Annotated in this window: 26 protein-coding genes and 1 pseudogene; 15 read left to right on the top strand and 12 right to left on the bottom strand. The window is 65.5% G+C overall.

What is annotated here, in order from left to right:
* Positions 1-14: 14 nt before the first annotated feature.
* Complete coding sequence (locus ACLB90_RS10805) at positions 15-677, top strand: hypothetical protein (protein ID WP_411849501.1); 663 nt, start codon at positions 15-17, stop codon at positions 675-677.
* A 118-nt stretch (positions 678-795) separates the two neighbouring features.
* Here the strand turns inward: ACLB90_RS10805 and ACLB90_RS10800 are convergent.
* Positions 796-939: pseudogene (locus ACLB90_RS10800) on the bottom strand (isocitrate lyase); the annotation flags it as partial.
* Between ACLB90_RS10800 and ACLB90_RS10795 the strand changes: the two are divergent.
* Genes ACLB90_RS10795 through ACLB90_RS10765 form a run of 7 tightly spaced genes read left to right on the top strand, consistent with a single transcriptional unit; the run spans position 935 to position 7,792 of the window.
* Positions 935-1,975: a DUF2345 domain-containing protein gene (locus ACLB90_RS10795; RefSeq protein ID WP_411849500.1), complete on the top strand. Its 1,041-nt coding sequence runs from the start codon at positions 935-937 to the stop codon at positions 1,973-1,975. The pseudogene ACLB90_RS10800 and the gene ACLB90_RS10795 overlap by 5 nt on opposite strands.
* Positions 1,968-3,605, top strand: a complete 1,638-nt coding sequence (locus tag ACLB90_RS10790) for a hypothetical protein (RefSeq protein ID WP_411849499.1) — start codon at positions 1,968-1,970, stop codon at positions 3,603-3,605. Before ACLB90_RS10795 ends, ACLB90_RS10790 begins: the two co-directional genes overlap by 8 nt.
* A 5-nt stretch (positions 3,606-3,610) precedes the next feature.
* A complete protein-coding gene (locus ACLB90_RS10785; protein ID WP_411849498.1) occupies positions 3,611-4,723 on the top strand; it encodes a hypothetical protein in 1,113 nt (370 codons plus the stop codon).
* Complete coding sequence (locus ACLB90_RS10780) at positions 4,720-5,853, top strand: hypothetical protein (RefSeq protein WP_411849497.1); 1,134 nt, start codon at positions 4,720-4,722, stop codon at positions 5,851-5,853. The genes ACLB90_RS10785 and ACLB90_RS10780 overlap by 4 nt, the downstream gene beginning before the upstream one ends.
* 8 nt (positions 5,854-5,861) lie before the next feature.
* Positions 5,862-6,983 carry a hypothetical protein gene (locus ACLB90_RS10775; RefSeq protein ID WP_411849496.1) on the top strand — a complete coding sequence of 374 codons (1,122 nt, stop codon included), beginning with the start codon at positions 5,862-5,864 and terminating at the stop codon, positions 6,981-6,983.
* A gap of 8 nt (positions 6,984-6,991) precedes the next feature.
* On the top strand, positions 6,992-7,228 hold the full coding sequence (locus ACLB90_RS10770) for a hypothetical protein (protein WP_411849495.1): 237 nt from the start codon (positions 6,992-6,994) through the stop codon (positions 7,226-7,228).
* 3 nt (positions 7,229-7,231) lie between these two features.
* Positions 7,232-7,792, top strand: coding sequence for a hypothetical protein (locus tag ACLB90_RS10765; protein WP_411849494.1), 561 nt, complete (start codon positions 7,232-7,234; stop codon positions 7,790-7,792).
* A 238-nt stretch (positions 7,793-8,030) separates the two neighbouring features.
* Here the strand turns inward: ACLB90_RS10765 and aceA are convergent, their stop codons facing one another.
* Positions 8,031-9,323 (bottom strand): isocitrate lyase, encoded by a 1,293-nt coding sequence (gene aceA, locus ACLB90_RS10760; RefSeq protein WP_411849493.1) that lies wholly within the window; start codon positions 9,321-9,323, stop codon positions 8,031-8,033.
* Positions 9,324-9,435: 112 nt separating this feature from the next.
* Positions 9,436-11,067: a malate synthase A gene (gene aceB, locus ACLB90_RS10755; RefSeq protein ID WP_411849492.1), complete on the bottom strand. Its 1,632-nt coding sequence runs from the start codon at positions 11,065-11,067 to the stop codon at positions 9,436-9,438.
* A 108-nt stretch (positions 11,068-11,175) separates the two neighbouring features.
* Between aceB and ACLB90_RS10750 the strand changes: the two genes are divergently transcribed.
* The 3 genes from ACLB90_RS10750 to ACLB90_RS10740 all read left to right on the top strand — a co-directional run bounded on the left by ACLB90_RS10750 (position 11,176) and on the right by ACLB90_RS10740 (position 13,452).
* Complete coding sequence (locus ACLB90_RS10750; RefSeq protein WP_411849491.1) at positions 11,176-12,144, top strand: LysR family transcriptional regulator; 969 nt, start codon at positions 11,176-11,178, stop codon at positions 12,142-12,144.
* Positions 12,145-12,154: 10 nt separating this feature from the next.
* On the top strand, positions 12,155-13,060 hold the full coding sequence (locus ACLB90_RS10745) for a LysR substrate-binding domain-containing protein (protein ID WP_411849490.1): 906 nt from the start codon (positions 12,155-12,157) through the stop codon (positions 13,058-13,060).
* 92 nt (positions 13,061-13,152) lie between these two features.
* Positions 13,153-13,452 carry a hypothetical protein gene (locus tag ACLB90_RS10740; RefSeq protein WP_411849489.1) on the top strand — a complete coding sequence of 100 codons (300 nt, stop codon included), beginning with the start codon at positions 13,153-13,155 and terminating at the stop codon, positions 13,450-13,452.
* On the opposite strand, the gene ACLB90_RS10735 is transcribed toward ACLB90_RS10740, so the two are convergent.
* Positions 13,442-14,683 carry an MFS transporter gene (locus ACLB90_RS10735; protein WP_411849488.1) on the bottom strand — a complete coding sequence of 414 codons (1,242 nt, stop codon included), beginning with the start codon at positions 14,681-14,683 and terminating at the stop codon, positions 13,442-13,444. The genes ACLB90_RS10740 and ACLB90_RS10735 overlap by 11 nt on opposite strands.
* A gap of 176 nt (positions 14,684-14,859) precedes the next feature.
* Positions 14,860-15,489 carry a signal peptidase I gene (lepB, locus tag ACLB90_RS10730; RefSeq protein ID WP_411849487.1) on the bottom strand — a complete coding sequence of 210 codons (630 nt, stop codon included), beginning with the start codon at positions 15,487-15,489 and terminating at the stop codon, positions 14,860-14,862.
* A 177-nt stretch (positions 15,490-15,666) separates the two neighbouring features.
* Between lepB and ACLB90_RS10725 the strand changes: the two genes are divergently transcribed.
* Complete coding sequence (locus ACLB90_RS10725; protein ID WP_411849486.1) at positions 15,667-16,083, top strand: hypothetical protein; 417 nt, start codon at positions 15,667-15,669, stop codon at positions 16,081-16,083.
* Positions 16,084-16,086: 3 nt separating this feature from the next.
* A complete protein-coding gene (locus ACLB90_RS10720) occupies positions 16,087-16,536 on the top strand; it encodes a 3-dehydroquinate dehydratase (RefSeq protein ID WP_411849485.1) in 450 nt (149 codons plus the stop codon).
* Positions 16,537-16,634: 98 nt separating this feature from the next.
* Here ACLB90_RS10720 and dcp read toward each other — a convergent pair whose 3' ends face one another.
* The 3 genes from dcp to arfB form a co-directional block, all read right to left on the bottom strand.
* Positions 16,635-18,791: a peptidyl-dipeptidase Dcp gene (dcp, locus tag ACLB90_RS10715; RefSeq protein WP_411849484.1), complete on the bottom strand. Its 2,157-nt coding sequence runs from the start codon at positions 18,789-18,791 to the stop codon at positions 16,635-16,637.
* 132 nt (positions 18,792-18,923) lie between these two features.
* The gene (locus tag ACLB90_RS10710; RefSeq protein ID WP_411849483.1) at positions 18,924-19,526 is read right to left on the bottom strand and encodes a lysophospholipid acyltransferase family protein; all 603 of its coding nucleotides are present in this window, start codon (positions 19,524-19,526) and stop codon (positions 18,924-18,926) included.
* A gap of 4 nt (positions 19,527-19,530) precedes the next feature.
* Positions 19,531-19,962, bottom strand: a complete 432-nt coding sequence (gene arfB, locus ACLB90_RS10705) for an alternative ribosome rescue aminoacyl-tRNA hydrolase ArfB (RefSeq protein ID WP_026070967.1) — start codon at positions 19,960-19,962, stop codon at positions 19,531-19,533.
* Between the two features lie 138 nt (positions 19,963-20,100).
* Between arfB and ACLB90_RS10700 the strand changes: the two genes are divergently transcribed.
* Positions 20,101-20,643, top strand: a complete 543-nt coding sequence (locus ACLB90_RS10700; protein ID WP_411849482.1) for a DUF2059 domain-containing protein — start codon at positions 20,101-20,103, stop codon at positions 20,641-20,643.
* 68 nt (positions 20,644-20,711) lie between these two features.
* Here ACLB90_RS10700 and ACLB90_RS10695 read toward each other — a convergent pair whose 3' ends face one another.
* The 3 genes from ACLB90_RS10695 to ACLB90_RS10685 are packed head-to-tail and all read right to left on the bottom strand — an operon-like array spanning position 20,712 to position 23,809.
* Positions 20,712-21,473 (bottom strand): pseudouridine synthase, encoded by a 762-nt coding sequence (locus ACLB90_RS10695; protein WP_411849481.1) that lies wholly within the window; start codon positions 21,471-21,473, stop codon positions 20,712-20,714.
* Positions 21,474-21,506: 33 nt separating this feature from the next.
* Positions 21,507-23,165, bottom strand: coding sequence for a ubiquinone biosynthesis regulatory protein kinase UbiB (gene ubiB / locus ACLB90_RS10690; RefSeq protein ID WP_411849480.1), 1,659 nt, complete (start codon positions 23,163-23,165; stop codon positions 21,507-21,509).
* A complete protein-coding gene (locus tag ACLB90_RS10685; RefSeq protein WP_411849479.1) occupies positions 23,162-23,809 on the bottom strand; it encodes an SCP2 domain-containing protein in 648 nt (215 codons plus the stop codon). The genes ubiB and ACLB90_RS10685 overlap by 4 nt, the downstream gene beginning before the upstream one ends.
* Positions 23,810-23,932: 123 nt before the next feature.
* On the opposite strand from ACLB90_RS10685, the gene ddlA reads away from it, so the two are divergent.
* Positions 23,933-25,039 carry a D-alanine--D-alanine ligase gene (gene ddlA, locus ACLB90_RS10680; protein WP_411849478.1) on the top strand — a complete coding sequence of 369 codons (1,107 nt, stop codon included), beginning with the start codon at positions 23,933-23,935 and terminating at the stop codon, positions 25,037-25,039.
* 93 nt (positions 25,040-25,132) lie between these two features.
* Here ddlA and ACLB90_RS10675 read toward each other — a convergent pair whose 3' ends face one another.
* Positions 25,133-25,288: a DUF1328 domain-containing protein gene (locus tag ACLB90_RS10675; protein WP_411849477.1), complete on the bottom strand. Its 156-nt coding sequence runs from the start codon at positions 25,286-25,288 to the stop codon at positions 25,133-25,135.
* Positions 25,289-25,335 lie beyond the last annotated feature (47 nt).

Raw genomic sequence — 25,335 nt, 5'->3', positions numbered from 1 at the left:
GCCAATCGGAAAACGTGACCAATGGCATGCTTTCGCAAACACCGCGGACCGGCAGAGAGTCGAGCTCCCCCACCCGCGAGTCGCCCACCTATGCGATCACAGCAGACGGGAAGACCGTCGTCATCACCCGGGACGGCGTGGAGAAGCGATGCCGCCTCTCCGAGGCAGCAACAATGGCACGCCTGTCATTTGATGGGGGTGCACTGATCGTCTCCGAATCATCCTATCTCGGTGTCGAGACGCTTCACGCCTGTCAGGGCAAAAAGATCGATCCAGTGCACATTCCGGAGGCTGCAGGCGTACTGGGTGACGTCAATATTGAACGCAACCTCTATGTAGCAATGACCCTTGTTTCAACCCAACCTTGGTCGTACGTTGCTACGGTCGCACGGCTTGGGTCAACTGCGAATCTTGTCGACCTTCCTGGAGCCTACAGCTACGCAAAGCCTGAGGAAGTGCTTGCGGAAGAGTCGTTCGCATACTCGGCAATACAGGGGCCGTTCGCGAAGATCTCTCCCGATGGCAGATATGTTGCGCCTGACGGTGATATCTCTTGTGATGCTGACGCATACGTCGGTGTCTGGGATATCACCAACAAGGAACGCGTGATCGTTGATCAGACGCAGACCACCGCCGAGCACGAATGCGACGCGCTGTTTGGTAAGAAGTCCGATTAGGGGCGCTCCAACGAACGAACACTGCGCTGGTCAGCGACACGCGCTTGGTGCTCCACAGCGGCGACGGCCCCCCCGACCGACCGCCGCTGCGGCCCTCCCTGGCCGCCCGTGTTGATCCTCAGACCGCGCGCCCGGCGCTGAACTGCTCTTCTTCAGTGGAACCGCTCAGTTCGGTGGTCGAGGTCTGGCCCTGCTGGATCGCCTGAGTGACGGCATCAAAGTAGCCGGTAGCGACCTCGCGCTGGTGCTTGACCGCCGTGAAGTCGGGGAACGTGCATGCCGGCCAGGGCCTGCTGCTGTCCACCAGCGCCCGCCAGGACGCCACCTCCACGATGCTGGACAGCCATGAGGCCATCGAGCAGCTGCGCGGTGCCGAGCGGGCGCTGGAGGCCATGCACGACACCCTGCAGAAGCAGGACGTGCCGCCGCTGGGCGCACTCACCAGCACCGCCCAGCTGCGCGCCAGGATCGACCCGAGCGCCGAGGGCAAATACGGCGGACAGGTCAACGGCCAGTCCGGCATGAAGCCCGGCGGCGGCCGCACCCCGGGCCAGGACCCGGTGGAGCGCTTCGCCGCGCCGCTGCTGCTGGCCGACTCGCCGGACCGCATCGTCTGGACCACCCCCGCCAGCGCGGTGGCCTACGCCGGCCAGAACCTGCAGATGACCGTGCAGCAGGACCTGCAGATCAGCGCCGGGGAAACCGTGTCGGCGGTGGCCGGCGAGCATGTGGCGCTGTTTGCGCAGGCCGGGCCGGTCAAGGTGATTGCCGCCAACGGCCCGGTGAGCCTGCAGTCCAACACCGGCGAGCTGGAGCTGCTGGCCGACCAGGCCATCACCGTGACCGCCACCGACGACCGCATCGACATCCTGGCCCAGCAGAAGGTGGTGCTGCAGGCCGGCAACAGCGCGATCACGCTGGAAGGCGGCAACATCACCTTCAGTTGCCCGGGCACCTTTACCGTCAAGGCCGGGCAGCATCCGTTCATGGGCGGGGAGAAGAACGAAGCCTTCCTGCCGCCTCTACCGGACGGCACACAGCAACTCTCTCATTGGATAGCACTGAACTACATGGACGTAGACACGCAGCAGGCTATGGCCGGTACGCCATACGAAATTCACTTCGACAACGGCGCCACCATCACAGGCAGGCTCGACGCGGATGGCAAGGCGCACCACGCTCCCATCCCTAACAGGAAGGTCGCCAAGGTGATCTATCAGGCGCGCGAACCGAACAAGGACAACGCCTGGCCCGCGCTTGAGCTGATCGCCGCTGCCAAGGAAGGTGGTCATGGCTGACGGCGGGGTTGACCGCCCCAACCAGGCCGCACCGGTCACGCTGCAGCAGCTCCGCGACGCCCTCGCATTCGTCACCGATCAGTACAGCGCTGTAGCTGACGGAACCAAGAACGTCTTTGTCTGGCTGTGGGAGGCCATCCAGGGCGACTTCAACGAGCAGCGCACCACCGGTCAGATTGCCTTCGACACCGCCATCTCGATGATTCCCGGCGTGGACCAGGTCTGCGACGTACGCGACATCATCGCAAGCTGCAAACAGATCAACAAAGACAGCAGCGACACCTGGGCCTGGGTCGGGCTGGTGCTGTGCCTGATCGGGTTGATCCCTACCGTCGGCTCCCTGCTGAAGGGCGTGCTGAAGATCTTCTTCCTCTACGTCCGCCGCTTCGGCCTGAATCACGTTGCCCGCGCCGTGGACGAAGCGATGGACTGGGTCATCACCTTCCTGCGCCGTCGCGAGGTGATGAAGTACTGGAAGTCGCTCAAGTGGGATCGCCTGTTCCACGAACTGGCAAACCAGACCCGTATCGTACGTGCCCTGGTCAGCCCAAAGGTCCTGCTGGACGCCTTTGATCGCGCCATCACGCTGATGGACAACCTGCTTGGCTTCGTCAAGAACATCCCCATCATTGGACCCGCCGCGCAGAACACCATCAAGCTGGTGAAAGACGTCAAGGCCCTGGCGACAACGAAGATCAGCGCCCATACGGCACCCGCGCTGAAGATCCTGGACGAGATCATTCGCCGCCTTGAGATCGAGGATCTGATACAGCGCCGCGGCGTGCTTGACGCAGGGAATGTGCATTTCACGGGAACGCTGCCGGAGGCGCATGCGATCACACTGATGCGGCGAGCAAGTCCGCCGCCCCGCTGGCTAAGCACAGGCAACATCTCAAGGAACATGCCTATAGCTCCCAAAGATGTACGTGCACAAGTCGATCAAGCATCCAATGATCATGACTATCTGAAACTCACCAACTCTCAGATTCGGAGCTTTTCCACTTTAGAAGCCGTAGAACTCAACGGCCCGCTCAAACTGTATCGCGTGGTTTCTCCAAGCAACTTCGCCGCCAGTGCCGACTGGATGTCAGAAGACCTTTTCAAAAGAATCATGCGATCTGAGGACCCAAAATCAGACTGGCGCAAGTTTCATGCCGTATGGCCCGACTGGAATCCAAATGGTCAGTTCGTCATCTATGAGCTAAAACGCGGCGAGAAGTTAAAGGTTTGGCGCGGAAAAGCTGCGGCTCAAGAGAAGGACGATCTACCCGGACATCACCTTGAAGGGGGGTACGAACAGATCAAGTTCGATAGTAGTGCCCTGTTCGACGAGGAAGGACGTTCTCTACGAAGTTCAACTGATACCATAAAAACTGCAAAGGACAGCAGCAGTTACTACGAAGCGGATCCGAAGACCGGGGCTCTCACCCTCAGCCCTATGACTTATGACGAATTGAGGGATCTTCCGGCACATGAACAGGCCAGATACCAAAGCCTGCGCACGGAGATCAATCATCCGAAGATCGTGGGCCCGTTCGACACGAACTGGGGAACCAAGGATTTTGACTCGCAGTCGAATGACGTCAGACTTGGCCTACCCAATCTTCCCGGCCAGATAACCAGGAGTTGAATGAAATGCCCAAGAGCCAGCCTGAGCTCAACCCTTGGCACAAGCGTCAGGCGGCACTCTTGTACCACTTCGCCTCAGCAGGCTACCTGAAGGGACTACTTCCCAAGATCGATGCGCTCATCAACTTCACTGACGAAATCGTTGATCAACGGAGCCCTCTCGATGCCGCTGGAGTCGCGCTCGCGGGCTGGAGTGCCGTCAGTACAGCAACTCACTTCTCCACGTTTGCCTACCCTGCACTTGTTGAGTTTCGTGAGAGTGCGATTCACGCGTTGGCAGCACGCGCCTTCCAGTGCTACTTTGCCGTTGGTGACAATCAGTGCGCCCGAATGCTCGATGAGTACGCGCATCAGATGATTTGGGCAACCACCGAGCAGGAAAGCGAGTTCAGAGCCCGATCTGAGGCGGCTTTCAGGTATGCAGAGAACATCAGCGACATCATCCGCCGACCTTTTTCCTACACCGATTTCACCTTCTGGATAACGTGGGAGCAGGAGAAGCTGGCGTTCCCTTCCATTCCCAGCTTTAGAGTCCACACAGATATCCAGGCCCGGTCGGGTCAGATGCCGCCCCGGACCGGCGTGTACATGCCGGCAGACGATCCATTTGGAGCCCTTCAGTTCGCCTGGACTGGCGGACACGGAGAGTTGGGAGACGCCCGTACGCTCAACTCCTTTGGGAGACACGTATTGGATCGAGTGGGTAGAGAAGGCCTGTGGTCCAACGCTGCGCTGCTCCATCAGATCATCAACGAACGCAAGCACAAGAATCTTGTGAGCGAGATGGAACGGTCCAGCGTGTCGCTCGGGCCCTCGGCTGTCGCTCGTCACTCCTTTGAAGCGCGCCCGTGTGGATGGTACTTCGTCGAAATGCTGGACGACGAACACGAGCAGATCGATGGCACTTACGCAGGCACATCGAGCGTCCCGACCTCCACTCGCCCACACAGAGTCGAAGCGGGCCAACAGGTGCCACAGAACGGCTGGTGGTACACCCCGGCCCAAATGGGATCCCGCCGCTACTTCAAGAAGGGTGACCGCTTCCCCGAGTTGAAGGGCAGCGACTACGGCAATGTGCTTTGGATCTGGTCACCCGATCAGTCCGATCCGAAGCTATGAATGAAACTGTAAGTTCATCAAGATATTGGGAGCTCAATCCGTGGCAAAAGCGTCAAGCCACGCTGCTCTATCACTTCGCCTCCCTCCCTTACCTCAAGGATCTGCTGGAGCAGATCAATCAGTTGGTGAGGTTCACCGACGGCATCCTCGAGGATCGTAAAGGTCTGGATACTGCGGGGCGTGCGTTGGCCAACTGGCAGACTGTCCAAACCGCTGGACACTTCTCCAGTCATGCGTTTCCGGCACTCGTTGACTTCAAGCAGCAAGTGACCAGAGCCGTTGCCGCGCGTGCCTATGAACGTTACAGCGAGGCCGGCGAAGTGCAATGCTCCCGGATGCTGGAGGAGTACGCCTATCAGATGACCTGGGCCACCGCAGAGCAAGAGAGAGCGTTCAAACTCCGCACTGAAGAGGTCTTCAGTTACGCTGACAACATCAGCACGGTGATGCGCCGCCCCACACTATGTAACGACTTCATCTTCTGGCTGCTTTGGCAGGAGAACGCTCATCTGTTCTCCAGCATTCCCCGCTACCGCGTCCGCACCGATATTGAATGTGTTAGCGGCCAGACCCCGCCACGAACGGGCGTCTATGTTCCGCAAGATGATCCTATGGCGGCACTTCAGTTTGCTTGGACGGGCGGCTATGGAGAGCTGGGGGAGACCTACACGCTAAACGACTTTGGTTTGATTGCAATGAGAGAGGCCGGAAGAGCCGGTCTATGGTCTGATTCTTCGATCCTCCATTCCTTGATAAATCGACCCGAACATCGCGACTTGCCGAACATAGACGACATGGAACGTGAATACGTACCACTAGCGCCAGCTGCCGTTGCTGGAATGGCCTTTGAAGGAAGGCCGTGCAAGTGGTACTTCGTCGAAATGCTGAGCGACGAATACGAGGAAATCGACGGCACCTACGCAGGTACGTCGAGCATCACGACCTCCACTCGCCCACACAGAGTCGAAGCGGGCCAGGATGTCCCGCAAAGCGGCTGGTGGTACACCTCGGCCCAAATGGGATCACGCCGCTACTTCAAGAAGGATGACCGCTTCCCCGAGTTGAAGGGCAGCGACTACGGCAACGTCCTTTGGATCTGGTCGCCCGATCAGTCCGATCCGAAGCTCTGAGCGCGATCATGGATTCAGCCGCGAATCGGGAGCTCAATCCCTGGCAAAAGCGTCAAGCCACGCTGCTCTACCACTACTCGTCACTGGCGTATGTGGAAGGCCTTCTAAATAGAATTGATCAGCTCGTCTCTTTCGCTGATTCACTTTTGGAAGAACGCTCCAATCTAGATCCGGCAGGAAGAATGCTCGCGAACTGGCAGCCGATCGACACTGCTGGACACTTCTCAACGTACGCTTACCCTGCTCTGATGGAATTCAGGGAGGGGGTTATCAAGGACATCGCCGCGCGCGCGCATCAGGTTTTTGACATCGCCGGCGAGCGCCAGTGCTCACGCATGCTGGACGAGTATGCGTACCAGATGCCTTGGGCGACTCAGGACCAGGAGGGGCAGTTCAAACATCGTGCCCAGGCTGTCTTTCACTATGCGAGCAAGATCAGCGAAATGATGAGTAGGCCGAGCTTGTGGGACGATTTCGTATTCTGGTCACTATGGCAAGAGGACGGGAAAGGGTTTTCGCACATCCCGAGATTCCGTGTTCGCTCAGACCTTTGTTGCTTCAGCGGCGACACGCCCCCGCGCACGGGCGCATATGTCCCAGCAGATGATCCTTATGGCTCCTTGCAGTTCGGCTGGACGGGTGGATATGGTGAACTTGGCAACACCTACACGCTTAACCAATTCGGCAAGCTCGCATTGGAGCGTGTTGGCAGGGAAGGACTTTGGGAAGATGTCGACGGACTTCATCGACTGATCAGTGGCCCGGAGGGCCTCCTCCTTCGAAACATCCAACAGCGCGAAAGGTCGCGCCCCCACCTCGCACCCGCAGCTGCATCCCGGGAAAGCTTTGAGGATCGACCTTGCCGTTGGTTCTTTGTTGAGCTGATCGACGATGAGTATGAGGAGATCGACGGCACCTACGCAGGCACGTCGAGCGTCGCGACCGCCACTCGCCCACACAGAGTCGAAGCGGGCCAAGATGTCCCGCAAAGCGGCTGGTGGTACACCCCGGCCCAAATGGGATCACGCCGCTACTTCAAGAAAGATGACCGCTTCCCCGAGTTGAAGGGCAGCGACTACGGCAATGTGCTTTGGATCTGGTCATCCGATCAGTCCGATCCGAAGCTCTGAGCGCGATCATGGAATCAGGCGCGAATCTGGTGCTCAATCTGTGGCACAAGCGTCAAGCCACGCTGCTCTGTCGCTTCGCCTCCCTCCCTTACCTCAAGGGTCTGCTGGAGCAGATCAATCAGCTGATCGGGTTCTCATGGCCGGCGTATGACAGCCGCTTGGGTCGAGATAACGTTGTCAACGATGAACCTGGTGCATTGCGGGATACTCGCAATAGTTTTCAGATCGATACCACGGGAGTTTGATCCATGTCCCGAGCATTTTTACTCTTTGCCCCCTTTCTCCTGTCAGCCAGTACGTGCTCCGCCGCTGCAGACACGCAGACGTTGCAGGAGCATTGCGCAGGTACAGCGGCTGACGACCTGGTTGTGATTGGGAGATTTGCGCAAGGGCATGAAAAAGTCAGCGCTTGCCCGCCCGGAGTGGACAGTGGCTGCATCTACGGCCTGACAGTTGGTCAAACCTACAGCGCTGGCACGCCGGACCTCAACGCCGACGGTCAACCAGACCAACTCGTGAGGCATTTCGGCTCGAACTACGGGGACATCGACGTAGTGCACTACCTTGGATTCGTGCAATGCGGAGATGGCACGGCCATCAAAGTGCTTGAAGGGCAGTTCAAGGATGTCATCGCACCAATCATCATCACGGAACCGTGGCCCGATCTGACGGCCACGCGTGGATGTGCAGCGCCCGGGCACGAAGAAGACCCGCCGCAGGAAGTCACACTCAGCTTTAATCCGGAAACCTATCGCTATGAGGAAGCCCCGAAGCTGGATCCCGCTTCCGCGTGCACACACTCCTCCTGAGCGAATCGAGCGGCTCCTCGATCGGGCTGTTGTTTGCGGTGGTCATGGCGTGGTCCCGATGCATGGCGGGCATGGCTGCACCAAGGCAGCGTGTGCGGCAATCCAACCTCGGCCTGAAAGGGTTCATCAGGCATCCGACGATGGTCCCAATCACCGGACAGCCCCACACACAGACAGCGGCGGACGGTCCCTCCGACCGCCCGCCGCCCCGGCCTTCCCTGGCCGCTGTTGGTGATTCTCAGGCCGCGCGTTCGGCGTTGAACTGCTCTTCCTCGGTCGACCCGCTCAGGGCGGTGGTCGAGGACTGGCCCTGCTGGATCGCCTGGGTGACGGCATCGAAGTAGCCGGTGCCGACCTCGCGCTGGTGCTTCACCGCCGTGAAGCCACGGTCGGCCGCGGCGAACTCGGCTTCCTGCAGTTCCACGAAGGCGCTCATCTGGCGGCGCGCGTAGCCGTGCGCCAGATTGAACATGGAGTAGTTCAGGGCGTGGAAACCGGCCAGGGTGATGAACTGGAACTTGTAGCCGTAGCTCGCGATCTCCTTCTGGAAGGTCGCGATGGTGGCGTCGTCCAGGTTCTTCTTCCAGTTGAAGCTGGGCGAGCAGTTGTAGGCCAGCAGCTTGCCCGGGAACTTGGCGTGGATCGCCTCGGCAAACTTCCGCGCGAACTCCAGGTCGGGCTTGCCGGTTTCACACCAGATCAGGTCTGCGTACGGAGCGTAGGCGAGGCCGCGGCTGATCGCCTGGTCCAGGCCGTTGCGGGTCTTGTAGAAGCCTTCCACGGTGCGCTCGCCGGTGGCGAACGGCTGGTCGTTGGCGTCGATGTCGCTGGTCAGCAGGTCGGCCGCCTCGGCATCGGTACGCGCCACCAGCAGGGTCGGCACGCCGAGCACGTCGGCGGCCAGGCGCGCGGCGTTCAACTTCTCGATCGCCTCGCGGGTCGGCACCAGCACCTTGCCACCCATGTGGCCGCACTTCTTCACCGAGGCCAGCTGGTCCTCGAAGTGCACGCCGGCGGCACCGGCCTCGATCATCGCCTTCATCAGTTCGAATGCGTTGAGCACGCCGCCAAAGCCGGCCTCGGCGTCGGCCACGATCGGCTGCAGGAAGTCGATGTCGTCCTTGCCTTCAGCGTGGTGCAGCTGGTCGGCGCGCAGCAGGGTGTTGTTGATGCGCTTGACCACCGCCGGCACCGAATCGGCCGGGTACAGCGACTGGTCCGGGTACATCTGGCCGGCCAGGTTGGCGTCGGCGGCCACCTGCCAGCCGGACAGGTAGATCGCGTTGAGCCCGGCCTTGACCTGCTGCATGGCCTGGTTGCCGGTCAGCGCGCCGAGCGCGTTGACGAAGTCCTTTTCGTGCAGGTACTTCCACAGCTTCTCCGCGCCCAGCCGCGCCAGCGAGTGCTCCACGTGCACGGTGCCGCGCAGGCGGACCACGTCGGCGGCGCTGTAGTTGCGCTGGATGCCGGCCCAGCGCGGGTCGGTGTTCCATTCGTGCTGGATCTGTTCGGCGGTGGGCAGCTTGCTCATGTCGGTTCTCCAGGTGGGGCATTGGGGCAGCGGGGCAGAGCCCCGCTCTACGGGGGTGGGTCAATCGATACGGGGATGTGGCAGCGGGGCAGAGCCCCGCTCTACGGGTGGGTCAATCGATGCGGTCGTAGGCGGGCAGGGTCAGGAAGTCGGTGAGGTCGTCGCGGCGGCTGAGGTCGGCCAGCAGGGCGATGGCCTCCTCGATGCGGGCCGCACCGGGCAGCGCGCTGCGGTCGCCAAGGCGGGCCGGCAACTGGGCCAGGGTGGCGTCGAGCAGCGCCAGGTCGATGGCGGTGCCGTCGTCCAGGTGCTGGCCGCCGGTGTGAAGCCACTGCCAGAGCTGGCTGCGGCTGATCTCGGCGGTGGCCGCGTCCTCCATCAGGTGGTGGATCGGCACGCAGCCGTTGCCATCCAGCCAGGCGGCCAGGTAGCGCACGCACACTTCCACGTTGCCCTCGAAGCCGGCGCGGGTGATGGTCCCGGCCGGGGCGGCGATCAAGGCGTCACGATCCACCTGCACGTCGCGGCGCAGCACCTGGTGCTGGTTGGGCCCGGGCATGTGCGCGTCGAAGATCGCCTGGGCCACCGGAATCAGCGCCGGGTGTGCGACCCAGGTGCCGTCGTGGCCGGCGCTGACCTCGCGCAGCTTGTCCGCGCGCACCCGCGCCATCGCCTGCTCGTTGGCGGCCGGATCGTGGTTGATCGGAATCTGCGCGGCCATGCCGCCCATCGCGTGTGCGCCACGGCGATGGCAGGTCTGGATCAGCAGCTCCGAATACGCCTTCAGGAACGGCTGGGTCATGGTCACCTGGCCGCGCTCGGGCAGCACCTTGTCGCGATGGCGGCGGAAGGTCTTGATGTAGGAAAAGATGTAGTCCCAGCGCCCGCAGTTCAGGCCGACGATGCGGTCGCGCAGCGCATGCAGGATCTCGTCCATCTCGAACACCGCCGGCAGCGTTTCGATCAGCACGGTCACCTTGATCTGGCCGTGCGGCAGGCCGAGCATGCCCTCGATGTGCGACAGCGCGGTTTCCCACAGCGCGGCCTCTTCCATGCTCTGCAGCTTGGGCAGGTAGAAGTACGGACCGCGCTGGCGGCACATCAGGGTGCGGGCGTTGTGGTACGCGAACACCGCCGCATCGAACAGGCCGCCGGCCAGCGGCTGGCCGTCGATGCGCACGTGTTTTTCGTCCAGGTGCCAGCCGCGCGGGCGCACGATCAACACGGCCTGCTCGTTCAACGGGCGCAGCGCGTACTGCTTGCCGTTGGGCGCGGTGTGGGTGAGGTCGCCGCGCACGGCGCCGATCAGCGCCTGCTGGCCGGCCAGCAGGTTGCGCCAGGCCGGGGCGGTGGAATCCTCGAAGTCGGCCATGAACACCTTGGCGCCAGAGTTCAGCGCGTTGATGACCATCTTCGGGTCGGTCGGTCCGGTGATCTCCACGCGACGATCCTGCAGGGCGTCCGGAATCGGCGCCACCGTCCAGTCGTCGGCGCGGATGGCGGCGGTATCGGTGCGGAAGTCGGGCAAGCCGCCGCCGTCGAAGAAGGCCTGGCGCGCCTGGCGTGCCTGCAGCCGGCGCTGGCGCTCGGGTTCCACCGCCCGGTGCAGCGACACCAGCAGCGCCAGTACCCCGGCCGGCAGCAGCGCGGCCTGGCCGGCGAGCTGGGTGGTGAGGGCGATGCCCGGGGTGGCCGGGGCGTCGGCAGGGGTGGGCTGGGCGGTGGCGTAAGCGACGGCGGACATGGACGACTCCTGCGGTGCGGTAGGGCTACACCGTGCGCCGCCGTATCTGTATTTGACAAAGCAGTTATTGCAATGCTCTACATAAGTTGTGCTTATACTCGTTACGCCATGCCCACACCGCGACCGCCAAGTCCCCGGTTTTCCTACAAATCCGACCGGCTGAAGCCGCTCCGGGCGTTCTGCCAGACGGTCCGTCTCGGCTCGGTCTCACGGGCCGCTGAGGCGCTGTTCGTCAGCCAGCCGGCCATCAGCCAGCAGTTGCAGGCGCTGGAACGAGAGCTGGGGGTGGGCTTGTTCGAGCGCAGCGGGCGCCGGCTGGTGCCCAGCCGCGAGGGCCAGCTGCTGTACGAGATGGCCCAGCCGCTGGTGGAGAACCTGGATGGGCTGGAGGCCAGCTTCCGCGACAAGGTGAAGGGGCTGGACGCGGGCGAGCTCAACATTGCCGCCAACAGCTCCACCATCCTGTACCTGCTGCCGCGCATCGTGGAGCGCTTCCGCCAGCGCCATCCGGATGTGCGCCTGACCCTGCACAACGCGATCAGCGCCGATGGCACCGACCTGCTGCGCAGCGACGCGGCCGACCTGGCGGTGGGCTCGATGACCGACGTGCCGGCCGACCTGAGCTACGCCCCGGCCTACCGCTTCGAGCAGGTGCTGATCACCCCGCCGGCGCATCCGCTGGCCACCCTGCCCGAGCTGACACTGACGGCGATCTCGGCCTACCCGTTGGTGCTGCCACCCAAGCGCCAGATCACCTACCGCCTGGTCGACCAGGTGTTCCAGCGCCAGCGCGTGCCGTACACCGTGGCGCTGGAAGTGGGCGGCTGGGAGGTGATCAAGCAGTACGTGGCGATGGGCATGGGCATCTCGATCGTGCCGGCGCTGTGCCTCAACGATGCCGACCGCGACCGCCTGGCCACCCGCTCGATGAGCGCCTGGTTCCCCGAACGCAGCTACGGGGTGATCGTGCGCCGCGGGCGGTTCCTGTCGCCGCAGGCGCGTGCCTTCATCGAGCTGATCCAGCCGGACCTGTTCAGTCCGCGCAGCTATGATGAAAGCGGTCATTCCGAACGCTGACGCGCCTGCCATGTCGATCGAACTGCGCCACCTGCGTTACTTCCTGGCCGTGGCCGATACGCTGCATTTCGGCCGTGCGGCCGAGCGCCTGGGCATGTCGCAGCCGCCGCTCAGCCAGCAGATCCGCCAGCTGGAAACGCTGCTCGGCGCGCGTCTGTTCCTGCGCGCCAACCGCCGCGTGGAACTTACCGATGCCGGCCGCGTGCTGCAGGAACAGGCAAGCGCGGTGCTGGAGCGGATGGACAAGGCGGTCGACCTCACCCAGCGCGCGCAGCGCGGCGAAACCGGCGAACTGCGCATCGGCCTGACCCGCGCCACGCCACTGTCCACGCAGATTCCGCAGGCGATCTTCGCTTACCGGCAGCAGTTTCCGCAGGTGCAGTTGAAGCTGCGCGAGATGAACACCCTGCAGCAGATCGATGCCCTGATGGCCGGCGACCTGGATGTCGGGCTGATCCGAAAACGTGCGCTGCCGGCACCGTTGATGTCGCGCAAGCTGTTCAGCGATCCACTGGCGCTGGTGGTACACGACCAGCATCCGCTGGTGCGCGGGCTGCCGGCCGATGCGGCAGTGGCCTTGCGGCTGTTCGCGCACGAGCCGTTCGTGGGCTTCCTGCGCGAGGTCGGTGCCGGCATCCACGATCATGTCATCGCGCTGTGCCGCAGCGCCGGGTTCACGCCGCGCATCGTGCAGGAGGCCGGCGAGGCCTCGACGCTGATCAGCCTGGCCGCGTCGGGACTGGGCGTCACGGTGCTGCCGTCGTCGTGCAGTCACATCCAGGTGGATGGGGCGCGGTTTGTGGCCCTCAGTGATCGCGCCGCCAGTTCGGAAGTGCACGTGGCCTGCCGGCGCGGTCCGGCGTCGCCGTTGATCGCGCACTTCACCCGGCTGCTGCAGGGCCAGGCCAACGGTTGAGCATCGGCGAGGCCGGCAGCGAAATGGAAGCACCCCGGACAAGGACAGCCATGTTGATCGGTAAACCACGTTCCATCTTCAATCCATAGGCGATGGTGATGCTGACGCGGGAGATATGCTTCCGCCACGTGCATTCCCTGATCAGGCTTCCGTTTCCGGGCAGCGCACTGTTCCGGTTCGATGCGGGATCAGGAGCGTTCGCGCTCGGTGAGCTGACCGAATTCTTGCAGTCCGACTGGGTCGCCGGCAGCGTGGCGGCAGCACGGGCGATCTCGTCCCATGCCCCGTCGTCGTTGAGGCACTTCAGCATTCAGTTCATGGCGGAGAACGTGGCGTTCCACGTGCTGGCCGACGACGTCGTGCTGCTGGATGAGCGCCACGTCAGCGGCTGAGCGCCAGTGCGGCGGCGGCCGGTTGCGTGCGGCGCCCCAGGCGCCAGGCGACGGCAGCGCCGGCCACGGTCAGCACGCCGACGAAGCCGCACACGCCCAGCCAGTCCCAGTGCGTGTAGAACACCCCGCCGAGTACGCCGGCCACGCTGGAGCCGAGGTAGTAGGCGAACAGGTACAGCGCCGATGCGTCGGCGCGCATCGCACCGGCGCGGCTGCCGACCCAGCTGCTGGCCACCGAGTGCCCGCCGAAGAAGCCGAAGGTCACCAGCGCGATGCCGGCGGCCATGCAGCCCAGCCACGGCAGCGCCAGCAGCACGATGCCCAGCGCGATCAGGCCATAGCAGATCCCCAGCACGCGGCTGCGGCCGTAGCGGTTGGCCTGCTGCCCCATCCACGCCGAGCTGAAGGTGCCGACCAGGTAGACGCTGAAGATCAGGCCGACCACTGTCTGGCTCAGGCCGTACGGGGGCGCCATCAGGTGGTAGCCGAGGTAGTTGTAGAGGGTGACGAACACACCCATCAGCACGAAGGCGGTGGCGAACAGCCACGGCAGGCCGGGGTCGGCAAACAGGCTGCGCCAGCGCGCCGGCAGTTCACGCAGGCCGCTGCGGCGGCTCTGGAAATGGCGCGACGGCGGCAGTTGGACCCACAGCAGCAGCGTGCTCGCCACCGCGATCAGCGAAACCACGCCGATGCCCCAGCGCCAGCCCCAGTGGTCGGCGACGATGCCGGCGATGAGGCGCCCGCTCATGCCGCCGATGGCGTTGCCGCCGATGTACAGGCCCATCGCCAGGCCTAGCGCGCGGCTGTCCATTTCCTCGGCGAGGTAGGTCATGCCCACCGCCGGTACGCCGCTCAGCGCGATGCCGAGCAGCGTGCGCAGCACCAGCAGGGTGGACCAGTCATCCACCATCGCCGTGGCCAGGGAGAGCACGCTGGACGCCAGCAGCGCGGCAACCATCACGCTGCGCCGGCCGATGCGGTCGGAGATCAACCCGGCAATCAGCATCGACACCGCCAGCAGGCCGGTGCTGAGCGACAACGCCAACGCGCTGTTGGCCGCCGATACGCCGAAGTGGCGGCTGAACTCGGGCAGCAGCGGCTGCACGGTGTAGAGCAGACCGAAGGTGGAGAAGCCCGCCAGGAACAGGGCGGCAGCCGTGCGCCGGAACGCCGGCGTGCCCTGCACGATGTGGGAGGTGGGCGTCAGGGCTGCGGTGTCGCCGTTCATTGCGTCAGGGCCCAGGGGGCGGGCCGGTGCGTAAGGGTCAGCGGTCAGGATAGGCAGCCGTTACAGGACGATCCATAACCTGGAATGTCTGGATTGAGACGTTCTCGATATCGATACAGATTCACCGTGACGTCCCCGCCTGCGCCGGGGACGCACGGGCGGGGTGCTGCGGGCCGTTACAGCGCCTGCCAGGTGAACCCGTCGCCACGGCGCCAATAGACGCGGGACGCCTTGCCATACAGCGCCGAGGCATCGACCAGGCCGAAGAAGCGGCCGTCCAGGCTGTTGCCGCGGTGGTCGCCCAGCATCAGCACCTTGCCGGCCGGCACGGTCAGCCCGGCGATGTCGGGGCCGCCGCCCTGGCCCAGGTCGAGCTGGGCCAGATGGGTACCGAAGTCCTCGACCTCGCCCTGGCTGGCGTCGGCCAGCGGGCGGCCGTTGATGCTCAGGTGGCCATCGCGCAGTTCGACCCGGTCGCCGCCGACGGCAGCGATGCGCTTGATCAGGCGGACGCCATCGCGCGGCGAATCGAACACGGCCACATCGCCGCGCTGCGGCGTGCCGGTGGCCATCAGTTCCAGCCCGGTGAAGGGCAGGCGCAGGCCGTAGGCGCGCATGTCCACCACCACGCGGTCGCCGGGCATCAGCGTGTGCTGCATCGAGCCGCTGGGCACCTGGTAGTGGTTGGCCAGGGTGTCGCGCGCGGCGCTGAGCAGGCCCAGCATCACCAGCAAGGGCAATGCCTCCTTCTTCAGCCAATGCAGTACGCGGTTGTGTCCTTCGGGGGTGGCGGCGTGGGTATCCATGTCAGCGCTCGGTGGGTAGTGGCGGTGTGACCGTGGCGGCGGCCGGCAAGTTCCCGGGCGCCACACGGAAAACTACGCCGTGTTTACGCCGCCGCCGCCGCACCGGCATGGCGGTTTTACGGCCTGCGGCCGCATCGTGGCCACACCGCGCCGCAGGGCGCTCCAACGAGGTGTTCCATGACCATCCTGCTGATCCGGCACACGCCGCCGAGCGCGGCGCCGGATGCCGCGCCGCTGCCTGCCCGGGTCGCCGGGCACCGCCTGGCCTGCCACGACTGCGACTCGCTGCCGGCGCTGGTGCGCTGCCTGCAGGCCGCGCGACGCAGCCGCCCGGCCTGGGTGCTGATCGCAACCACCGCCGTGGCGGCACCGCAGTGGGCCCGCTATGGCGCCGCCGTACGCGCCGCGCTGGACGCGCTGCCGGCGCCGTACATCGAGATGGCCAGCAACGACGACGACGCCCTTGATGAGCGCCTGCATCCGCAGCACGCGCCGGCCGCGCGGGTGGTCTGCGGCCGCAGCCGCGAGGAAGCCTGCCAGCTGTCGCTGGCGATCGCCGCGCGTCGCCTGCAGCCGGCCGTGGGGAGCGCCTGAGCCATGTCGATCTTCATCATCCGCGGCCCGGAATCCAGTGGCACGTTGATCCGCACGGCGGTGCCGCTGCCGGCGCTGGTGCTCAAATCGCTGGTGCACCGCGCGATCGACGCCGGTACCACCGTGGCGATCCGCGCCTGCGGCTCGGAACAGGAACTGCTGGACGCGCTGCGCGTGGCCGACCACAGCCGGGGTGAAGTCACGCTGCTCGATCCGGGCGCGTGCGTGGGCAGCGTGCGTCTGCAGCGGCTGCTGCCGCACCTGCGCAATCCGTACGTGGAAGTGCACGACGACGATGCGCGCACGCCGGAAGCCTGTCTGCCGGCCGACGCCGGCCAGCGCATCGGGGTGGCGCACGGCTACTGCGCGCAGAGCTATGTGCACGCACTGGAGATCGCGCTGGACCACCTGGGCTGCAGTGAACTGCGCGAAGGGGTGCACGTGGGAACGTGATCGCGCGATGGTGATGCCGGATGCACGAACGGCAGGGTTTCCCCTGCCGTTCGCTTTGAACCCATCGGAGTACCGACCAACGGTCGGTACCTACCGCGCTATTTCAGGCCGCGGTTGACCAGCAGCGGTTCCACCGACGGGTCCTTGCCGCGGAACTCGCGGTAGAGGTCGGCCAGTTCCACGCTGTTGCCGCGCGAGAGGATCTTGTCGCGGAACACCTGCCCGTTCTCCGGGGTCAGGCCGCCATGTTCCTTGAACCACTCGAACGTGTCATGGTCCAGCACTTCGGCCCAGAAGTAGGCGTAGTAGCCGGCCGAGTAGCCGCCGCCCCAGATGTGGTCGAAGTAGGTGGTGCGGTAGCGCGGCGGCACCTGCGCCAGGTCGACCTTGTACTTCTTCAGCGCGGCCGCTTCAAACGGTGCCACGTCCTGCAGCGGCGCGTCGGCCGGCTGGGTGTGCCAGGCCAGGTCGAGCAGCGCGGCCGACAGGTACTCGGTGGTCGCGTAGCCCTGGTTGAAGGTGCGTGCCTTGAGGATCTTGTCGACCAGGGCCTGCGGCATCGGTTCGCCGGTCTTGTAGTTCTTGGCGTAGTTGGCGAACACCTTGGGGTCCAGCGCCCAGTGTTCGTTGAACTGCGAGGGGAACTCGACGAAGTCGCGCGAGGTGCTGGTACCGGCGATCGACGGGTACTTCACCTTCGAGAACATGCCGTGCAGCGCATGGCCGAACTCATGGAACATGGTGGTCACGTCATCGAAGCTGAGCAGCGCGGGCTGGCCGGCGGCGGGCTTGGTGAAGTTGCACACGTTGTAGACCACCGGCTTGGCACCGGTCAGGCCGTCCTGCTCGACGAACACGTCCATCCAGGCGCCGCCGGACTTGCTGTCACGCTTGAAGTAGTCGGTGTAGAACAGGGCCAGCGAGGTGCCGTCCTTGTCGAACACTTCATAGACCTTCATGTCCGGGTGGTAGGTCGGGATGTCGGTACGCGGCTTGAAGGTGATGCCGTAGAGCTGGGTGGCGGCGTAGAAGACGCCGTTCTGCAGCACGTTGTCCATCTCGAAGTACGGCTTGATCTGCGACTCGTCCAGATCGTACTGGGCCTTGCGCACCTGCTCGGCGTAGAAGTCCCAGTCCGACGCGGCGAGCTTGAAGCCGCCCTTCTGCGCGTCGATGACCTTCTGCATCTCGGCGATTTCGCCGCGTGCCTTGGCGGTGGCCGCCGGCACGGTATCGGTCAGCAGCTTGAGCGCGGCAGCCGGGGTCTTGGCCATCTGGTCGGCCAGGCTGTAGGCGGCGTAGTTCTCGAAGCCGAGCAGCTTGGCCTTCTGCGCACGCAGCTGGGCCAGGCGCTGCACGGTCTGCCGGGTGTCGTTGGCATCGCCCTTCTCGGCGCGGGTTTCCGATGCCTTGAGCACGGCGGCGCGCTGGTCGCGGTCGCTCAGCGAGGCCAGCACCGGCTGCTGGGTGGTGTTCTGCAGCGGCAGCACGTACTTGCCGTCCAGCTTGCGGTCCTTGGCGTCGGCGGCGGCGGTGTTGATCGCATCCTCGTCCAGGCCGGCCAGCTTGGCCTTGTCATCGACGACCACGGCACCGGCGGCGGTCGCGGCCACCAGACGGGTGTGGAACTGCGTGGCCAGCGTGGTTTCTTCCACGTTGAGCTTGCGCAGGGACGCCTTGTCGGCATCGTTGAGCTGCGCGCCGGCGCGGACGAACTCCTGGTAGTCACGCTCGACCAGGCGCTTCTGCACCGGGTCCAGGCCCAGCGCGTCGCGCTGGTCGTACACGGTCTTGATGCGGGCGAACAGCTTCGGGTCGAGGTTGATCTCGTCCTGGTGCTCGGCCAGCTTGGGCGCCACTTCTTCCTGGATCTTCTGGCGTGCCTCGTTGGTATCGGCCTGGACCAGGCCGAAGAAGATGCGCGACACGCGGTTCAGGGTTTCGCCGCTGCGCTCCAGCGCTTCGATGGTGTTGTCGAAGGTGGCCGGCTCGGGGTTGTCGGCGATCTTGCGGACCTCGGCCAGGTGCTGCTTCATGCCTTCATTGAAGGCCGGCAGGTAATCGCTGTCCTTGATCCTGTCGAACGGCGGCGCCTGGAACGGCAGCGTGCTGGCGCTCAACAGGGGATTGGTGGAGGCCTCGGCCGGCTGCTGCGCGGCGGGGCTCTGGGTATCGGTCACGGGGGTGGACTCCTTGCCGGAACAAGCCGCCAGCGCCAGGCTGATGGCAGCGGCCAAAACTACGGTACGCGACATGAAACGGGCTCCTTGGAAGGGGGTGCAGGGGCGTGAAACCACAGCCGGTCACCCTACTCCGATTGCCAGGGGCCAGCATGTGCCGGACGTGGCGTCTGGCTGTGCAGGCCCCGGTGCCCGCCCGGGCCGGGCTCAGACAGTGCCGCGGTTCTTGCCCTGCCAGGGGCGGTAGTACTCACGGATGGCCGCCATGTCGGCGGCATCGTCGCCGCTGGAGTGGAACAGCGGGCCGATCCCGATGGTCTTCTCGGGGTAGTGGAAATACGCGGCCAGCACCGGCACATCGGCCATCCGCGCGATCTTCAGGAAGCCGGCCTTCCAGTGGGTCACCGCCTTGCGGGTGCCCTCGGGAGTGATCGCATACCACATGCGCTCGGAGCCCTTGATCAGGCTGACGGCCTGCTCGACGGTACCCTGCGGCGAACTGCGGTCCAGCGGAATCACGCCCAGGGCGCGCAGCAGCGGCGACAGCGGCCACCAGAACAGCGACGCCTTGCCCAGCACCTTGACCTGCATGCCCAGGGCGATCTTCGCGGCCATGCCCCAGAACCCGTCCCAGTTGGAGGAGTGCGGGGCCACGATGAAGACCAGCTTGGGCACGTCCGGGAAGGTACCCACCACCTTCCAGCCGCCCAGGCGCAGCGTGCAGCGGGCCAGCCAGCGCAGGAAGCGGTTGGGTTTGACCTGCGGCATGTTGGGCGGAACGGCCGGCAACAGCGGACTTCGGTTGTTCAAGCGATCACTCCCAATTGCGTGTGGTGCGCCCGCGCTTGATCTGCGCGCGGCCCTTTTTTTCATCCAGGCGGCGCAGCTTCGCGCCGTACGAGGGCTTGGTGGCCACCCGCGGCTTGGGCACGCTGAGGCTGGCCTGGATGAAGGCGGCCAGGCGCTCGCGCGCATCCTCGCGGTTGCGGTCCTGGGTACGGAAACGCTGGGCGTCGATGACCAGCACGCCCTCGCCGGTCATGCGCCGGTCGCGCCGTGCCAGCAGGCGCGTGCGCAGCGGCTCCGGCAGGGAGGGCGAGTTGGCCACGTCGAAGCGCAGTTCCACCGCGGTGGAGACCTTGTTGACGTTCTGCCCACCGGCCCCGCTGGCGCGCACGAAACGCTCGACGATCTCCGTGTCCGGAATCGACAAGTGCGCGCTGACGGTGATTGGCCCGGTTCCCATGCGCCGCATTGTAAGGGGGGCACCGCCTGCGGGGCGACTGCAACATCTCCGATGAGGCCGATAACGTCCTCAAACTACCGCCTGATGACGGCCTGGGAGGTATGCTCCGGGTTCCATGCACTGCAGGATGCCCCGCACATGCTTTCGATCCATCCGCCGGCCCGTCGTGGCCTGACCCGTTTCGCTCTGGCCGTGGTGCTGGGGCTGGCTGCGATTGGCCCGGCCATCGCCGCGCCCCCGTCGGACGCCGACATCAACCGCCTGCTGGCCGCCTCGCGCGCGCAGAGCATGCTCGACTCCATGCTGCCGCAGATCGAGGCGATGCAGCGCCAGCAGTTCGTCCAGGTGGCCTCGCAGCGCCAGCTCGACGAAACGCAGCAGGCGCAGCTGCGGCGGATCGAACAGCGCACCAACCAGACCATCCGCCAGGCGCTGTCGTGGCAGCAGCTGCGGCCGATGTACGTGGACCTGTACAAGAAGACCTTCAGCAAGGAAGACGTGCTGGCGATGGCCGAGTTCTACGAGAGCTCGGCCGGGCAGAGCCTGCTCGACAAGACGCCGGCGCTGATGCAGAACGTGATGGTCGCCGTCCAGGACAAGATGCAGCCGCTGTTCGTGGACCTGCAGAAGGACCTGGAAGCGATCGTCAACGAAGAAACCGCCGCACCGAAGGGGCGGTAACGCGGTGGGGAAGCAGCCGGGCAGAGCCCGGCTCTACGGGGCGGGGCGTAGCCGGGCAGAGCCCGGCTCTACGGGGCGGTGTGCCAGCCGAACAGGTCCATTGCCTTGCGGAATTCGCCATCGACCGGGGCGCTGACGTCCATCGCGGTGCCGTCCAGGTGCGGGAAGCGCAGGCGCTCGGCGTGCAGCAGCATGCGGTGGATACCCTGCATGCGGAAGCTGCGGTTGTGGCGGCCGTCGCCGTGGCTGGTGTCGCCGATCAGGTGGTGGGACAGGTGCTTGAGGTGGCGGCGGATCTGGCGGAAGCGGCCGGTCTGCGGCTGGCAGCGCAGCAGCGCATAACGCGAGGTCTCGAACTCACCGACCGGTACCGCGATCTCGCCCACGGCCAGCCGCTGGAAATGGGTGATGGCCTGCTTCTTGACCGGTTTGCCCGGGCCGCCGTCCAGGTCGTGGTCGACGGTGAACGCCTCCTCGCCCGGCCAGCCGCGGCAGATCGCCAGGTAGTCCTTGTCCACGTCGCCGCCCATCAGCGACTTGCCGAGCGCACTGGCGCTCTCGCGGTCGAAGGCGAGCAGCAGGCAGCCACTGGTGGCACGGTCGAGGCGGTGCACGAGGAAGATCGGCTTGCCGAGCTGCTCACGCAGGCGGTCGGCGAGAAAATCGTCTTCGCCGCGGGCCAGCTTGCTGTCGTGGACCATGAGCCCGGCAGGCTTGTTGACCACCGCAAGGCGGTCGTCCAGATGCAGCAGCTGCAGAGGGGCGGTATCGAGGGCGGTATCGGTGTCGTTCACTGACCGATTATCCCCGTCGCGCGCCTGAATCGCCATCGACGGCGATTCAGGCGGTGCGGTGCGCCACGATCAGCGCCGCCACCAGGCACTGGCCAGCGAGAACAGGCCCGCCGCGCCGCTCACCCAGCTCCATACCGGCGCATCGCCGAAGTACCAGCCACCGGGCTGCATGCCGTACAGCACGGCGGCCACGATCAGCAGGCCGACGCCGGCAATCGCGGCCACCGCACGCTTCTGCAGCTTCTGCAGGTTGCTGTTCAATGCCACCAGGTCCTGCGAACGCATCGACAGCTCGTGCCCGCCCTCGACCTGCTGCTTCAGCCAGGCGTGCACCAGGCGCGGCATGTCCGGGGTGTGGGTCATGATTTCCGGCAGGCGCTTGCGCAGTTCCTTCAGCACCCGGCGCGGGCTGTAACGCTCGCGCAGGATGCGTTCGAGCACCGGCCGTGCCACTGCCCAGATGTCCAGCTCCGGGTCGAGCTGGCGGCCCACGCCTTCGATGTTGAGCAGGGTCTTCTGCAGCAGGATCAGCTGCGGCTGCAGGGTGAGCTGGTAGCGCTGCGCGACGCGGAACAGCTTCATCAGCACTTCGGCCAGCGAAATCTGCGACAGCGGGCGGGTGAAGTACGGCTCGCATACCGAGCGCGCGGCCGCTTCCAGCTCGTCGATGCGCACGTTGTTGGGCATCCAGCCGGCTTCGACGTGGAGCTCGGCCATGCGCCGGTAGTCCTTGTTGAAGATGGCCATGAAATTCTCGGCCAGGTAGTACTGATCTTCCTGCGAGAGCTGCCCCATGATGCCGAAGTCCAGCGCGATGAAACGCGGGTTGTCGCGGCGCGCCGGATCCAGGTCGACCCAGATGTTGCCGGCGTGCGCATCGGCGTGGAAGAAGTTGTCGCGGAACACCTGGGTGTAGAACACCCGCACGCCCTTGGCGGCCAGCGCCTTGCGGTCGATGCCGGCCTTGTCGAGCGCGGCGATGTCGTCGGACGGAATGCCCCACACGCGCTCCAGGGTCAGCGCGCGCTCGGCGGTGTGGCTCCAGATCACCTCGGGCACGTACAGGTCGTCCGAGTCGATCCAGTTGCGGCGCAGGACGCTGGCGTTGGCGCCTTCGCGCTGCAGGTCCAGTTCGGCGGCCAGGGTGTTCTCCACCTCGGCCACCACCTCGCGCGGGCGGATCTTGTCGGCGCGCGGGTGGGTGCGTTCGACCAGCGCGGCGGCCGATTTCAGCAGCGCGATGTCGGCGTCGATCTGTTTTTCGATGTCCGGACGCAGCACCTTGACCACCACCTGGCGGCCATCGGCCAGCGTGGCCGCGTGCACCTGCGCGATCGAGGCCGAGGCCAGCGGCTGCAGGTCGAAGCTGGCGAACGCCTCGCTGACCGGGCGGCCGAGTGCCGCCTCGACGATGCGCTGGGCGGTATCGCCGTCGAACGGTTTGACCCGGTCCTGCAGCAGGGTGAGTTCGTTGGCCACGTCGGCCGGGATCAGATCGCGGCGGGTGGACAGGATCTGCCCGAACTTGACGAAGATCGGCCCCAGATCCTGCAGTGCCAGGCGCAGCCGGGCACCGCGCGACTGTGCGGCGATGTCGGCCGAGGCGCGTGGCACGAACGGTTTGGCCAGGCGCAGCCAGCGCTCGGCCGGGGTGCCGTCGAGCAGATCGTCGAGGCGGTAGCGCAGCAGCACCCGGCCGATCCGGCTGGCGCGGAACATCGCCTTCATGCGCGCACCTGGCGCTGGCGGACGCGCTGCACGCGCACGGCCAAACGTTCCACATCGTCGCGCAGCACATCCACGTCGTCGTGGAAGGCCTCCAGCTCAGCACGCGCTACCACGTCGCGGGACTCCTCGGTGACAAATTCAGCGGCGCTGTGCGCCAGGTCGGACGCGCCACGGCGCGCATGCTGCAGGGCCGAGCGCAGCGCCAGGGCGATCTGCACGCCCAGCACCTCACCAAACACCCGCACGAACGGCAACTGCCAATCCGGGTCGTAACGGCTGGCAAGCTGCTGCAGGCGACGCGCCAGCTCGGCATCGCCGGCCACCTTGACCCGCCCCGCCGGGGCGTCGCCGCCGCGCCGCGCGTTGGCCAGGAACGGCAACTGCGCCAGCACCCCGCCCAGCGAACTGCGCACGGCCAGGTCCGGTTCCTGGCCCGGGTCCACCGGCCCCACCGTCAGGCGCTGCCCGGCCACGCCGATGCGCATCGCCAGCGCGGGCGCGTCCAGGGTCAGGGCGATGTGGCGACCATCCAGCGCGCCCAGCGCGCTGCCGGTGTCCGGGTCCAGCGCCACGGCGCGGTTGAGCGCCACTTCCAGCGCGTGGCCGGCCAGGGGCTTGAGGGAGGAGAGCAGGGAACGAGCCATCGCCGCATTCTACCGCGCCCCCTTGAACGGCGGGCGTCCGCACCGGGGCGGGCGACGCCTTTTGCCAAGCATCGCGGACGGGTCCATTCTTGCTTTTTTCAGCACATGTGGAGTGGCAGTACGATGGGCAAGACCCGGGTCGGCATCATTTTTGGCGGGCGTTCGGCCGAGCACGAAGTCTCGCTGCAGTCGGCGAAGAACATCGTCGATGCGCTGGACAAGGAGCGCTTCGATGTCACCCTGATCGGCATCGACAAGCAGGGCCAGTGGCATGTCAGTGATCCGCAGCAGTTCCTGCTGAACGCCGATGACCCGGCGCGCATCGCGCTGAACGCCTCCGGCCACGCCGTGGCGGTGCTGCCCGGCCAGGCGCAGCGACAGCTGGTGCCCACCACCCCCACCGCGGTGCTGGACCAGATCGACGTGGTATTCCCGATCGTGCACGGCACGCTGGGCGAGGACGGTTCGCTGCAGGGCCTGCTGCGCATGGCCAACCTGCCCTTCGTCGGCTCCGGGGTGCTGGGCTCGGCGGTGGCGATGGACAAGGACGTGGCCAAGCGCCTGCTGCGCGATGCCGGCCTGGCGGTGGCGCCGTTCGCCTGCATCACCCGCGCCGGCGCCGCAGGGGCCGACTACGCCGCCCTGGTGGCGACGCTGGGCCTGCCGATGTTCGTGAAGCCGGCCAACCAGGGGTCGTCGGTCGGTGTGAGCAAAGTGCGCACCGAACGCGAGTTCGACGCCGCACTCGCGCTGGCACTGTCATTCGACCACAAGGTGCTGGTGGAGTCGGCCGTGACCGGCCGCGAGATCGAGTGCGCGGTGCTGGGCAACGAGGTGCCCGAAGCGAGCGTGTGCGGTGAAGTGGTGGTGCACGATGACTTCTATTCGTACGACACCAAGTACATCAGCGAGAGCGGCGCCGACATCGTGGTGCCCGCCGACATTGATGCGGCCACGCAGGCGCGTATCCAGCAGATCGCCGTGCGCGCCTACCAGGCACTGGACTGCGCCGGTCTGGCGCGGGTGGATGTATTCCTCACCGCCGACGGCGACGTGGTGATCAACGAGATCAACACCCTGCCGGGCTTCACCCGCATCAGCATGTATCCCAAGCTGTGGGCGGCCAGTGGCCTGGGCTACACCGCGCTGATCACGCGCCTGCTGGAGCTGGCGATGGAGCGGCATGCCGCCGAGCGCGGGTTGCAGCACGCCATCGCGACGACGGCCTGAACCCTTCGCAGGGTCCAGGCCGTCGCGGTCACGCGCGCGGACGCGCGTTGCCCGGGTCCCGCGCCGGAGAGAGGGCGCGGGCCGGGGGGTGCACTATCCGCGTTTGCGGAACATCGACACCACGGCCAGGATCAGGAACACGACAAACAGGATCCAGGCGATGCTGCTGGCGGTGCCGGCGATGCCGGAGAAGCCCAGCACCGCCGCGATGATGGCGATGACGAAAAAGATTACGGCGTAGTGCAGCATGTCTATCCTCGCGTGATGCGTGCCGGATTGGCGTGCTGCCATCGTTA

Source organism: Stenotrophomonas sp. LGBM10, from assembly GCF_046736075.1.
In the GTDB taxonomy this organism is placed as follows: Bacteria; Pseudomonadota; Gammaproteobacteria; order Xanthomonadales; family Xanthomonadaceae; genus Stenotrophomonas.
This window is presented reverse-complemented; position numbering and strand designations above follow the sequence as displayed.